The following is a 12,976-nucleotide window of genomic DNA, read 5'->3' as shown; positions in this document are numbered from 1 at the left end:
AATGAATTAATGCAGGAGAGCCCACTGATGTAGTGGGCTTTTCTCTTTTTCAGAACAGTTTTATCAAGTTCTTTTTAATAAAAGATCAAGCCAATCTGCCGGTTGTCCTTGATTAAAATAGGAGGTCGGTACTCCTTTTGCCCCGGTTTTGACCATAAATAAACCGCCTGCTAATGGTTGATCGCTATTATCGTTATCTTGAGCAGTTGTGATATATAACTCATCCAGATGCTCACCGCCAAAAGCGCACGAAGTCACACAATTGACTGGGATTGACACCTCGGCAATCACTTCTCCATGAGCGGGATGGATACGAGAGACACGCTTACCACCCCACCGTGCGATCCACAGCATGCCCTCTGCATCAATCGTCATACCATCTGGATACCCTTCACTTTCATCCAATCTAGCTACTACTTGCTTATTCATAAGGTTACCTTGTGTCACATCGTAATCGAAGGAGACTACTTCCAAGGTCGGAGTATCAATAAAATACAGGGTACGATGATCTGGACTCCAGGCTAAGCCATTAGATATGGAGGCTTTATCAATCAGTAAGGAGACGCTGCCTGTGGTGCTTAGACTATATAATGCTCCCTGCGCGCGTTCGCCATTTAAACTCATTGTTCCTGCCAAAAAACGTCCTGCAGGATCGCATTTACCATCATTAAATCGATTGCCTGTTCTACCTTCCTCAGGATTGTGGATCAATACTTTGGTCCCTGTCTCTATATCCAAACAGTATAGACCGCTGATCATGGCTACGATTACTTTATTTTTAAGATAAGGTACAACTGCACTAATATGTTCACCCACGTCTATTGTACGGTCTGTGCCTGTAGATGGATCGTAGATGTGCAATTGAAAGCCTTCAATATCGACCCACAATAAACGTTGCGACTGGTGGTCCCAACTAGGACCCTCGCCTAACTTTGCTTTAGCATCTATCACCAAATTCGCTGTATATGTTTCGATGTGTAACCCCCCTAACTATAGGTTAATTGTCGTAGCACGGTACCTGCTGTGCCCACTGACTATTTATACCCTATTCCATATTCTACGAATACATTAGTGCAGCAAGTAGATAATCCAGATGATTACCAGTATACAAGATAGTATAAAAGAAACGTTTTCTCTCTTTATGCAAAACGTCCAAATGGGCGAGAACGCACATTTTTAATTTTGAGGCATAACATAACATGAGGTGTTGTATTTATATGAATAGAGTCGTATAATAATACATAATTCATAGGGACGGGATGGAGGAAGGTCTGTGAGCAGCAAGCTAAAAGTAGCAATTGTCGGTTCCACTGGATATGGCGGAGTGGAGCTGATTCGATTTTTGGTTCATCATCCTCAGGTGGAGATTGTATCTGTTATTTCTTCGTCCAGCGCGGGTGTACCGATTAGTGACGGGTTTCCACATTTGACGGACATTGTGGTACAGGATTTGGACGGTGTCGATGTCCATGAAATTGCTGCCAAGGCTGATTTGGTTTTCACAGCTACGCCCTCGGGCGTTAGTACCCATTTAGTGCCACAGCTTCTGGATGCCGGATTGAAGGTAATTGACCTTTCCGGCGACTTTAGGCTCCGAAGCGGGGAAGCGTATGAAGCATGGTATAAAAAGCCTGCGGCTTCACCTGAATATCTCAAGCAAGCGGTATACGGACTCAGCGAGGTGTATGCAGAAAAGCTTGCTGGAGTTTCTTTCGTTTCGAATCCAGGCTGCTATCCAACGGCAACACTATTGGGTATTATTCCTGCCTTGAAGGCAGGGTGGATCGACCATCGGTCACTGATTGTGGATGCCAAATCGGGGGTATCCGGCTCCGGTCGGGGAACAAGTCTTGTTTCACATTATGCCGAAATGAACGAAAACTTTAAGGCTTATAAGGTGAATAAGCACCAACATATCCCTGAGATCGAACAGGTATTGGGTGATGTTGCGGATGAGGACGTTACAATTACGTTTACGACACAGCTTGTGCCTATGACGCGGGGAATTATGAGTACTATTTACGTCACGCTAAAAGGTGATCACACGGATCAGGATCTGATCGGGTTATACCGGGATTATTATAAAGGCCGTCCTTTTGTCCGTGTACGTGGCGAAGGTATATGGCCAGCAACAAAGGAAGTATTTGGTTCAAACTACTGTGATATCGGTTTTGCAGCAGATGCCCGTACCGGACGGCTTACGATTATTTCTGTCATTGATAATGTTGTGAAGGGTGCCGCTGGGCAGGCGATTCAGAATTTAAATTTGATGATGGGATGGGAGGAGAACCTCGGGCTGGGCTTCATACCGGTATATCCGTAAGTAGCGCGTAAACGCAACAGTACGGGGAACGATAGCGGGCAGGTTTGAGAATATAAGCGTCTAGCTATTACGCCTCCCATATGTTGCGAACGAGGGCACATGATTATGGGCAAAGTAGGGTTTACAGTAGTACATGAGGGCAACATTGTAACTCCGCGTGGCTTTACAGCCGGGGGCTTGCACTGTGGGTTAAAAAATACAGATCGCAACGATATCGGCGCGATTCGCTGTGAGGTAGAGGCGACAGCAGCTGCGGTGTATACCACTAATGTGTTTCAGGCTGCACCGCTGAAGGTGACCCGCGAGAGCCTGACAAACGGCCGATTGCAGGCTGTAGTAGTGAACAGCGGGAACGCCAATGCCTGTACGGGACAGCAAGGGGAGCAGGACGCTTATGCTATGCGTTCGGCTGCTGCTCGTGAACTGGGTGTGGCAGAGAGCGATGTAGCCGTTGCCTCGACTGGTGTAATTGGCGAGCATCTGAAAATGGACCGTGTGCTTGGCGGGATATCATCACTACCTGAGCGGATGAGCGAGGCAGACGATGGGGCGGAGCAATTTAGCCAAGCCATTCTGACAACGGATTTGGTTAAAAAGGAAGCGTGTGTGTCAGTTGAAGTGGATGGTGTGACTGTGCACATCGCCGGGGCAGCGAAAGGATCGGGTATGATTCACCCGAATATGGCGACCATGCTCGCTTTTATAACTTGTGATGCAGTCATCGGACAGACGGCTCTTCATCAACTATTAAAGCAGGCCACGGACACCAGCTTTAATATGATCACGGTCGATGGGGATACCAGCACGAACGATATGCTGATCGCTATGGCGAGCGGGCTGGCGGGCAATAGCGAGTTGCAAGCAGACCATCCTGATTGGGAAGCTTTTGCCGAGGCGTTCACCTATATTTGCCGGGAACTGGCCAAGGCGATTGCTCGTGATGGAGAAGGTGCTACGAAGCTGGTAGAAGTGTCTGTGAGCGGAGCGGTGAGCGATGCATCAGCCCAGGCGATAGCCAAGACTGTAATCGGGTCCAGCCTGGTGAAGTCGGCCGTTTTTGGCGCAGACGCCAACTGGGGACGGATTATTGCAGCTGTCGGACGTGCCGGAGAACCGGTCAATCCAGATACGGTAGACATCTACTTGGGTGATATTAGGGTGCTGAGTCAATCCAGTCCGGTCGCTTTTGATGAAGCCGAGGCGCTCTCCTATTTACGTGGTGATACGGTGCGAATTATCGTTGATTTGCATCACGGGAGCGGAACGGCTACCGCATGGGGCTGTGACCTAACCTATGATTATGTGCGGATTAACGCGGCATACCGGACATAGATAGCAGATTAAACACGGATGGACTAATTCATAGTTAATAGAAGAAGCTAGCGGATATAGTTTTGCATCATTTTGAAAATCGCACAGATTGTACAGAGGAGAAAAGGAGAGATGATATGCAATCGGCAGTGGGACATGCGGATCAAGTGAAACATGCGGGAGTGGCACGTCGTAATTTTGTGATGAAATGCGGAGGAAGTACACTGGCTGCGTTGCCTGATTCCTTTTTTGACGACTTGGCCCGTCTGCAGTCGGAAGGTCTTCACCCGGTCATTGTACATGGCGGCGGGCCTGCAATCTCTGACAATTTGGCAAAGCTGGGAATCGAAACAGAGTTCATTCATGGATTGCGTAAAACGACTGAACCCGTGCTGGATGTCGTGGAAATGGTGTTGGCAGGCAGCATTAACAAGCAGATTGTACGCAGAATAGGGATGCACGAAGGGCGGGCGCTGGGCTTGTCGGGCAGTGATGGCTATTTAATCGAGGCAAAGCCTGTGCCGAATGCCGCAGAGGTCGGCTGGGTTGGAGAGGTAACATCTGTTCAAGCTTCGATTATTACGGGTGTGCTGGATATGGGCTATATGCCAGTTATTGCGCCTATCGGCATTGATCGATCCGGTCAGCGTTACAACATTAATGCCGATACAGCCGCGGGAGCGGTGGCTTCTCATCTCGGGGTCAGTCGGATGATTGTTGTGACGGATGTACCTGGCATATTAAAAAAGAATGGTGTAGAAAAGAAAGTACTGGAATCGATCACCATACAGGAAATTGAAGATATGATCAGCACGGGTGAAATTTACGGCGGTATGATCCCGAAAGTGAGAGCGGCTATTGCTTGCATTCACGGAAAAGTGAAGGAAGTCGTTATTGTGGATGGGAGCGAACCGCAAGTACTCAGCCGTGTGCTGAGCGGAGAATCGATTGGAACACGCATCGTGCGTATGCAGTAACTGCAATCAATATATTGCTCGATTATATAATCAAAATAACCAAACGATAAAGGGGCGTGAACAACATGAGTAAGGAACCGAATACGCTGGTGAGTGAGGAAATGCCGAGTACGAATGGAAGCAGTGCACAAGCGGAAAAGGAGCCGGCAAAAGCACAGACAAATAGCTCTCTTTTTCCAAACTACGCAAGATATCCGCTTACACTGGTGAAAGGACAAGGAAGCTGGCTGTGGGATGATCAGGGCAAACGTTATCTGGATTTCATGTCAGGTATTGCCGTTACCAATCTCGGCCATGCGCCTCAAGCTGTAGCTGAGCGATTGAAACAACAGATTGATGAACTGTGGCATGTATCCAATCTGTTTCATATTCCTGGACAGGAACGGGCTGCGGCGTTACTGACAGCAAATAGCAGCGCAGATGCCGTGTTCTTCTGCAACAGCGGAGCTGAAGCGAACGAAGCTGCAATTAAGCTGGCGCGTCGTTACCACCAGAAGGTGAAGCAGACCGGTCGCTATGAAATCATTACGTTCACGCAATCCTTCCACGGACGGACGCTGGCAACCTTGACTGCTACGGGTCAGGACAAAGTGAAGGAAGGCTTTCTACCACTTCCTGCCGGGTTCAAAAGCGTTCCACTTCATGATCAGGCTGCGCTCGAAGCAGCGATCAATGAGAATACAGCAGCAATTATGCTGGAAATGGTGCAGGCTGAAGGTGGCATGTATCCGGTAGACCCTGCTTTTGTAGACGTGATTACCAAGCTGTGCCACGAGCATGGCTTGCTGCTGATCATTGACGAGGTGCAAACAGGTATGGGACGGACAGGAAAGCTGTTTGCCTTTGAACATTATGGAATAGAACCAGATATTTTTACATTGGCGAAAGGATTGGGCAGTGGCTTTTCGGTCGGTGCAATGCTCGGCAAAGCATATTTGCGTGAAGCGTTCACGGCGGGCAGTCATGGTTCTACCTTTGGGGGTACGCCGCTTGCTATGGCAGCGGTTCAAGCAACTATTGAAACGATTATTGATGACAAGCTGCCAGAACGCGCTGCCGAAATGGGAGATTATCTCTTCCATAGTTTGCAAAAGCAGCTTGGAGATCTTCCTTTTGTGAAGGATATCCGCGGAAAAGGTTTGATGGTCGGGATTGAGTGTGCAGAGCCAGTAGCAGAGCTTGTTCTAGCAGGACAGAAGAAGGGCATTCTGTTCATTACAGCAGGACCGAACGTGATTCGCCTGTTGCCTAACCTGTATGTAACGAAAGACGAAATAGATCAGGCTGTAACATGGATTGCTGAATTGATTCGAGAGCATGTAGCTTAGTGTAAAGGCAGAAGCATTCGAGACAAGAGGGTATAAGGAGAGGATCGTATGAGCCAGGGCGGCGCACTGCAACAAGTGAACTTGAAAGGGCGGGACTTTCTTGAACTGGACGACTATTCGCCAGAGGAAATCCAGTATTTAATTGAGCTCGCCATTGAAATTAAGCGTAAGCACAAAAACGGAGAAGTTTATCAGCCGCTGAAGGGGAAAACGCTTGGACTGATTTTCGAAAAATCCTCTACACGTACACGGGTATCCTTTGAAGTCGGTATGTATCAGTTGGGCGGGCATGCCCTTTTCCTCAGCAAGAATGACATTCAACTCGGCCGCGGTGAACCTATTAGCGACATGGCCCAGGTCATGTCACGTTATCTGGACGGCATTATGATTCGTACCTTTGGACACGATAATGTTGTAGAGTTGGCACGTTATGCATCCGTCCCCGTAATCAATGGCTTGAGCGATTTGGCGCATCCGTGTCAGGTGCTGGCTGATTATCAAACCTTGTATGAGCAAAAGGGCAAGCTAAAAGGGCTCAAACTGGCTTATATCGGAGACGGCAACAATATGGCACATTCCCTCTTGATTGGTGGAGCCAAGCTTGGAGTCCATGTCTCCATTGCAAGTCCAGCTGGATACGAGCCTGACCCGAGCGTGGTTGCGGCATCCCGTGAGATTGCCAAACAGACAGGTAGTGAAATTGTGATCACTCAAAGTCCGCAGGAAGCAGTAAAAGATGCCGATGCGATCTACACGGACGTGTGGGCAAGCATGGGCTTTGAGGAAGAGCAGAAGGAACGTGAGCTTGCTTTTGCTAATTTTCAGGTAAATGAGGAGCTGGTTAAGCTCGCGAAGCCGGATTATTTATTCCTGCACTGTCTACCTGCGCATCGTGGGGAAGAAGTGAGTGCAGGCGTAATTGATAGTCCCAATTCGGTCATTTTTGATGAGGCGGAGAATCGTCTGCATGCGCAAAAAGCGTTGCTAGTTGCTTTAATGGGATAAGGCTGATCGTTAAGAAGATAGAGGTATAAGCATCGGGGAGGACTTTAATAATGGCAAAAGAAAAAATCGTACTCGCATATTCCGGCGGTCTGGATACGTCGGTCATTCTGAAATGGCTTAAGGAAACTTATGATGCTGAAATCATCGCATTCACCGCAGATATCGGTCAAAAGGAAGAATTGGACGGCCTGGAGGAAAAAGCACTCGCTACGGGGGCTTCCAAAGTGTACATCGATGACCTGCGTGATGAGTTCGCTAAGGATTTTATCTACCCGATGTTTCAAGCGGGTGCTTTATATGAAGGGCAATACTTGCTCGGAACGAGTATTGCACGTCCATTGATTGCTAAGCGGATGGTCGATATTGCGATTGCCGAGGGAGCAACAGCCATTGCTCACGGCGCAACAGGCAAAGGTAACGATCAGGTGCGCTTCGAGCTGAATGCGGCGGCGCTAACGCCAGATATCCAAGTCATTGCACCTTGGCGGCTGGAAGAGTTCCGCAATCAGTTCCCGGGCCGGGCAGAAATGATTGCTTATGCGGAAAAACACGGTATTCCGGTAACCGCTTCTGCAGCCAAGCCGTACTCCATGGACCGCAATCTACTGCATATCAGCTATGAAAGCGGCATGTTGGAGGACCCTTGGTTTGATCCGAGCGCTCCTGAAAATAAAGAAATGTTCTTGCTCAGCAATGCGCCGGAGGACGCGCCTGATGAAGCAGAATATTTGGAGCTGGAATTTGAAGCAGGCAACTGCGTCGCTTTAAATGGTGAACAGCTAACTCCGCTGCAAGTGATGGAAAAACTGAATGAACTGGGCGGCAAGCACGGTATCGGACGTGTAGATATGGTGGAGAACCGTTTTGTGGGTATGAAGAGTCGCGGAGTCTATGAGACGCCAGGCGGTACAATCTTGTTCACAGCCCACCGCAAAATGGAATCGATCACGATGGATCGCGAGGTTATGAATCTGCGAGATAGCCTGATTACCCGTTATGCTACCTTGGTATACAATGGATTCTGGTTCGCACCAGAACGTGTCGCTTTACAGGCTCTGGTTCATGAGAGCCAGAAAAATGTCACGGGTACCGTGCGCGTGAAGCTGTACAAAGGCAATATTATCGGTGCAGGCGTTAAAAGTCCGGTTAGCTTGTACAATCCAGACATTGCAACCATGGAAGCTGATCCGACACAAGCCTACGATCAAGGCGATGCGACAGGCTTTATCCGCTTGAATGCTTTGCGTTTGAAGGTTAATGCCGGCGTAACACAAAATCATAAATAAAGAAGTAATCTAAAAAATGTACGGAATGCGGGCCGTTCTTGTCCAAACGACGAGGGCGGCTTGTTATTGCAGAGAGGGGATCATGCAATGAGTAAGCTATGGGGCGGACGGTTTACAAAGCAAACAAACAAGCTGGTAGAGGAATATACGGCTTCTATTGGGTTTGATCAGGCGTTGGCGGAAGAAGATATTCAAGGCAGTTTGGCCCATGTGGCCATGCTGGGCAAATGCGGTATTATTCCGCAGGAGGATGCGGACACGATCAAGGGAGGACTGCACACCGTTCTGGAGCGTATCCGCCGTGGGGAAATTGAATTTTCCGTTTCGGATGAGGATATTCACATGAATATCGAAAAAAATCTGATCGAAGCCATTGGTCCTGTCGGCGGTAAGCTGCACACTGGACGCAGTCGTAACGATCAGGTAGCAACGGATATGCACTTGTATTTGCGCGCACGTGTGGTATCGCTGGTAGGTATGCTGCATGATGTACAAGTTGCTTTAATTGGGCAGGCTAAAGACAATCTGGATACGATTGTACCTGGGTACACACACTTGCAGCGTGCTCAGCCTATTTTGTTCGCACATCATTTGCTGGCGTACGTGTCCATGCTGGAGCGTGACATTGACCGTCTTAAAGACAGCTACAAGCGCATCAATGTGTTGCCGCTAGGGGCTGGCGCTTTGGCAGGAACCACTTTCCCGATCGACCGTCATTTTGTAGCAGAGCAATTGGGTTTTGACGGAGTCTATGAAAATAGTCTGGACGCTGTCAGTGACCGGGACTTCATCGTAGAGTTTCTGGCCGGGGCCTCGCTAATTATGACGCATTTGTCCCGTCTGAGCGAAGAACTGGTGCTATGGAGCAGCACAGAGTTTGGTTTTGTCGAACTGGATGATGCTTTCTGCACAGGCAGCAGTATTATGCCACAGAAGAAAAACCCGGATGTACCGGAGCTTGTACGTGGCAAAACCGGGCGTGTCTATGGAAATCTCGTCGGTCTGCTGACTGTACTGAAGTCCTTGCCACTGGCATACAACAAGGATATGCAGGAGGATAAGGAAGGGATGTTCGATACGGTGGCTACGCTGGAGGGAGCCTTGCAATTGTTCGCTCCGATGATCGCCACGATGAAGGTGAACAAGGATCGCATGCGTCAAGCGGTCAACCAGGATTTTTCCAACGCAACGGATATTGCGGACTTCCTAGTCGGCAAGGGACTTCCGTTCCGTCAGGCCCATGAGGTCATTGGCAAAACGGTGTTGTACTGCATCCAGCAGGACAAATATCTGCTTGATCTAAAACTGGATGAATTCCAGCAGTTTTCGGATCTGTTTGACGAGCGCATTTACGAGGTGCTTCAACCAGAAGCGGTAGTCAATGCTCGGAATGTATATGGCGGAACCGCCACAGACCAGGTGAAGGCAGCCATTGGGCGTAGTGAACAGCTTCTGGCAAACACATCAATATGGTTCGAAGGTCATAAGCCAAATAAATAATCCGAAAAAAAGAATTATTCTCTTGCACAGCAATGGGATGCTGTGTAAAATCAGATTTTAAGAATATTTGCCAGCTATGTTTCTAAAGGCACCGTTCGCGGTGTCTTTTGTGTTTTCTGAGGTATTTGAATGCTTTATGATCCGAATAAACATGAACTACATAGATTATTGGAAGTCTATTGGGAGCGAAAGTTGATATACATAGTTCTATATACCTATTCATACATTAGTGTGAAAGTTTCTAGAATTTACATTTTTGTATACTACGTCTACCATGATTATGGTAGAATAGCACTAAGTTTTTCATTGAATTACCAATTTAGTAGAACAAGAAGCATATGCGATCAATCATTATCAAGTTTTTATTGGTTTTTTTGACTAGGGAAATTGCATAAATGTGTAAATGAAGGGTTTCAATGAGAAAGCAGGTGTGTCCTGGTTTCGAAAAAATGCTGTAAAAAAATGCTGGTAAAAATATTGAAGTAGCGACAGGGCAAAAGGTAGAGTCGGGACGATCCAGGGAGGTATTATGAGAACTAAACGAACGACGCGCCAGCTTAAGAGTGCTTGGATCGGTTATCGTGCTACTGACGCGGATCAACTCGTATCCTCATTGCATGAGGAGCGAATCCAAGCGGAGAAGCTGTTGCGTGAGGAGCGTGAGCTTTTCCACGCAGCGCTTGAACGGAAAAAGCAGCGGGATGCTGAGTTAAAGCAGCAGCTTGCAGACGCGCTTGCGGAAGAGCGGCGCTGGATTGAAAGGGCGGGAATTCATGGGTGACAAGCTTAGGTGGCAGGTTGGAGGAGTTTCAATTCGCCAAACCAAGAGAAGAATAAAAGAAGAGCGTCAGCGAATCGAACAACTGCAACAACAGCTAGAGGCACAGCGTGCTGAGCAGGCCCCGATACTGTACAAGCTTGATTTTCACATCGAAGAGCTGGAACGGCGACTTCGGGATACAGAACTGCGTATTCAGGCTATTCAGAATGCCAATGATACGGCAGCAGCTGTGGAACAATTGCTGGATGAAGGGATACAGGATGGACAGGAGCAAGAGGCGCAAGTCCAGTATGCATCTGGGCAGGAACAGGTAGCAGCAGGGGCTGCTATGGGTGTAGCCTCCAGTATCACAGGTACAGAAGGCGGAGAGTCTACAGCAGAAACGTCAACCGGACGAAACGGCAAGGCCCGCCTGGGAGATCAATTAGTGGAGAGCGGGTTGATCACCCGCGATCAGTTGACAGACGCTATTCGCAATCAGAAGCGTTACGGTGGCAGACTGGGCGATATTCTTGTAGAGATGGGCTTCATTACAACAGAGCAGCTACAGGAGCAGATTGATGGCGATGAGTCCAAGGAAAGATTAGGCGACATGCTGGTTCGTTCCGGCTATATCTCACCAGAGCAGCTAGAGCGCGCGCTTGAGTTCCAGGCGAAGAGCGGCGGACTGCTCGGCGACATCTTGCTGTCACTGCAAATGCTGGAGCCTGCGGATTTGTACCGCGCGATTGCTACCCAGAACCGAATCGGGCGTATTGGTGAGGAGCTTGCGCTAGATGCGGCGTACAAACTACCCGAGCAAGTGGCCATGGCTTATGGCGTGGTCGTTATCCATCAATATATGAACCGTTATATTGTAGCGGTCAGTGATCCGTTGCCAGAAGAGCGCCGCTTGAAGCTGGAAGAAATTCTGGGTATGCCAGTAGAGCAAGTGCTTGCTACAAAGGAAGAGATGGAGCAGCTCTGGGGGAAAATCTACGGTGAAGAAATGATGCAGGAGAGCACGACCGGGCTGTTGGAAAAAGAACCGCACAATTCGGCGCGGACCACCTTTACCAAGGGGCAGCTCTGGGTGTTTGCAGCTATGGGAATGATCACATTGCTCGGCCTCTTCTGGAACAGCTGGAAGACAGTGCTGATCATTAATATGATGATCCAGCTTTTTTATTTTGCGATGACGCTTTTCAAATTTGGAATTATCTATCTCGGTTCCCGACGTGGGGCGCAGCTTCGTTTCACGAAGGAAGAGGTAGACGCCATGGATGAAAAGAGACTGCCGATCTATACGGTTCTTGTCCCGATGTATAGGGAAGCGGGCGTGCTTCCGATGTTATTGCGGAATTTGGAACAGTTGGATTATCCAAAGTCCAAGCTGGATGTACGGCTGTTGATTGAAGAGGACGACATTGAGACGATTGAGCTGCTGCGGGAAATGAAGCTGCCAGCCTATTACACCACATTGGTCGTGCCCGATGGCTTGCCGAAAACCAAACCAAAGGCATGTAATTATGGACTTATTCGCGCTCGCGGCGAATTTGTCGTCATTTACGATGCGGAGGATCGTCCAGATGCCGACCAACTTAAAAAGGTTATTGCCGCGTTTGATTCACTCCCTGAAAATTACGCATGTATTCAAGCAAAGCTCAATTATTTTAACAGTACCCAAAATTTGCTGACCCGCTGGTTCACACAAGAATACAGCATGTGGTTTGAATTGCTGCTGCCGGGAATTATGCAGTTAGATACCCCGATTCCGCTAGGCGGTACGTCCAATCATTTTCGGGTATCTGTATTGAAAGATATTAATGCGTGGGACCCCTATAATGTAACCGAGGATGCGGATCTAGGCATTCGTCTGTATAAAGGGGGTTACAAAACGGCCATTGTCGATTCCCGCACATGGGAGGAAGCGAACAGCCGCGTGGGCAACTGGATTCGTCAGCGTTCACGCTGGATCAAGGGATATATGCAGACATGGTTGGTCCATATGCGCAATCCGGTTAAGCTGGTGCGCGAAGTGGGCTGGAAAGGCTTTTTCGGTTTTCAGGTGATGATTCTGGCGACTCCGATGTTGCCGTTATTGAACCCTATTTTTTGGGGCTTGCTTATTTTGTGGTTTGGCTGGGAGTTGTCCTTTATTCCCAAACTGTTCCCGGGCTATGTGTACTACTTGGCCAGCGCGGAATTTTATATCGGTAACTTTCTGTTCGTATTCAGTAATGTGGCCGGCATGTATTGGGTCATCGGGGAACTGGAAGAGCGCGGTGAACGAACATTTTCATACGCGATGGTCAAATATGGGCTACTCTCGCCGTTATATTGGGTACTTATGAGTATAGCTGCGATAAAAGCAGCATGGCAGCTTATAACCAAGCCGTTTTATTGGGAGAAGACGACACATGGTCTAACCGATATGCACGATTTGGATGATGCCCCGGCACAGTCCTCCTGAATATGAAGAAAGA

General features: G+C 48.5%; 10 protein-coding genes. 9 read left to right on the top strand and 1 reads right to left on the bottom strand.

The window, feature by feature from the left end; translation table 11 throughout:
- Positions 1-63: 63 nt before the first annotated feature.
- On the bottom strand, positions 64-951 hold the full coding sequence (locus tag ACQQ6X_RS13170) for an SMP-30/gluconolactonase/LRE family protein (protein WP_305165706.1): 888 nt from the start codon (positions 949-951) through the stop codon (positions 64-66).
- 322 nt (positions 952-1,273) lie between these two features.
- Here ACQQ6X_RS13170 and argC point away from each other — a divergent pair, with 322 nt between their 5' ends.
- The 9 genes from argC (at position 1,274) to ACQQ6X_RS13125 (ending at position 12,963) form a co-directional block, all read left to right on the top strand.
- Positions 1,274-2,323, top strand: coding sequence for an N-acetyl-gamma-glutamyl-phosphate reductase (gene argC, locus ACQQ6X_RS13165; protein WP_305165705.1), 1,050 nt, complete (start codon positions 1,274-1,276; stop codon positions 2,321-2,323).
- Between the two features lie 105 nt (positions 2,324-2,428).
- Positions 2,429-3,655, top strand: coding sequence for a bifunctional glutamate N-acetyltransferase/amino-acid acetyltransferase ArgJ (argJ, locus tag ACQQ6X_RS13160; RefSeq protein ID WP_305165704.1), 1,227 nt, complete (start codon positions 2,429-2,431; stop codon positions 3,653-3,655).
- Positions 3,656-3,771: 116 nt separating this feature from the next.
- Entirely contained in the window at positions 3,772-4,611 is an 840-nt protein-coding gene (gene argB / locus ACQQ6X_RS13155) for an acetylglutamate kinase (protein WP_305165703.1), read from the top strand.
- Positions 4,612-4,676: 65 nt separating this feature from the next.
- Positions 4,677-5,939 carry an acetylornithine transaminase gene (locus tag ACQQ6X_RS13150; RefSeq protein ID WP_305165702.1) on the top strand — a complete coding sequence of 421 codons (1,263 nt, stop codon included), beginning with the start codon at positions 4,677-4,679 and terminating at the stop codon, positions 5,937-5,939.
- Positions 5,940-5,987: 48 nt separating this feature from the next.
- The gene (argF, locus tag ACQQ6X_RS13145) at positions 5,988-6,944 is read left to right on the top strand and encodes an ornithine carbamoyltransferase (protein ID WP_305165701.1); all 957 of its coding nucleotides are present in this window, start codon (positions 5,988-5,990) and stop codon (positions 6,942-6,944) included.
- 50 nt (positions 6,945-6,994) lie between these two features.
- Positions 6,995-8,230: an argininosuccinate synthase gene (locus tag ACQQ6X_RS13140; protein ID WP_305165700.1), complete on the top strand. Its 1,236-nt coding sequence runs from the start codon at positions 6,995-6,997 to the stop codon at positions 8,228-8,230.
- An 87-nt stretch (positions 8,231-8,317) separates the two neighbouring features.
- On the top strand, positions 8,318-9,730 hold the full coding sequence (gene argH / locus ACQQ6X_RS13135; protein WP_305165699.1) for an argininosuccinate lyase: 1,413 nt from the start codon (positions 8,318-8,320) through the stop codon (positions 9,728-9,730).
- 529 nt (positions 9,731-10,259) lie between these two features.
- The gene (locus ACQQ6X_RS13130) at positions 10,260-10,511 is read left to right on the top strand and encodes a hypothetical protein (protein WP_149034488.1); all 252 of its coding nucleotides are present in this window, start codon (positions 10,260-10,262) and stop codon (positions 10,509-10,511) included.
- Positions 10,504-12,963 carry a glycosyltransferase family 2 protein gene (locus tag ACQQ6X_RS13125; RefSeq protein ID WP_305165698.1) on the top strand — a complete coding sequence of 820 codons (2,460 nt, stop codon included), beginning with the start codon at positions 10,504-10,506 and terminating at the stop codon, positions 12,961-12,963. The genes ACQQ6X_RS13130 and ACQQ6X_RS13125 overlap by 8 nt, the downstream gene beginning before the upstream one ends.
- Positions 12,964-12,976 lie beyond the last annotated feature (13 nt).

The organism is Paenibacillus ottowii (genome assembly GCF_050516475.1).
GTDB lineage: Bacteria > Bacillota > Bacilli > Paenibacillales > Paenibacillaceae > Paenibacillus > Paenibacillus ottowii.
The sequence above is the reverse complement of the archived record's forward strand: the minus strand, read 5'-3'. Positions and strand labels throughout refer to the sequence as shown.

Coding starts and splice junctions, on each gene's coding strand:
- argF (WP_305165701.1), top strand. CDS start 5,988: ATGAGCCAGGGCGGCGCACTGCAACAAGTGAACTTGAAAGGGCGGGAC.
- ACQQ6X_RS13150 (WP_305165702.1), top strand. CDS start 4,677: ATGAGTAAGGAACCGAATACGCTGGTGAGTGAGGAAATGCCGAGTACG.
- ACQQ6X_RS13140 (WP_305165700.1), top strand. CDS start 6,995: ATGGCAAAAGAAAAAATCGTACTCGCATATTCCGGCGGTCTGGATACG.
- argJ (WP_305165704.1), top strand. CDS start 2,429: ATGGGCAAAGTAGGGTTTACAGTAGTACATGAGGGCAACATTGTAACT.
- argH (WP_305165699.1), top strand. CDS start 8,318: ATGAGTAAGCTATGGGGCGGACGGTTTACAAAGCAAACAAACAAGCTG.
- argB (WP_305165703.1), top strand. CDS start 3,772: ATGCAATCGGCAGTGGGACATGCGGATCAAGTGAAACATGCGGGAGTG.
- ACQQ6X_RS13130 (WP_149034488.1), top strand. CDS start 10,260: ATGAGAACTAAACGAACGACGCGCCAGCTTAAGAGTGCTTGGATCGGT.
- ACQQ6X_RS13125 (WP_305165698.1), top strand. CDS start 10,504: ATGGGTGACAAGCTTAGGTGGCAGGTTGGAGGAGTTTCAATTCGCCAA.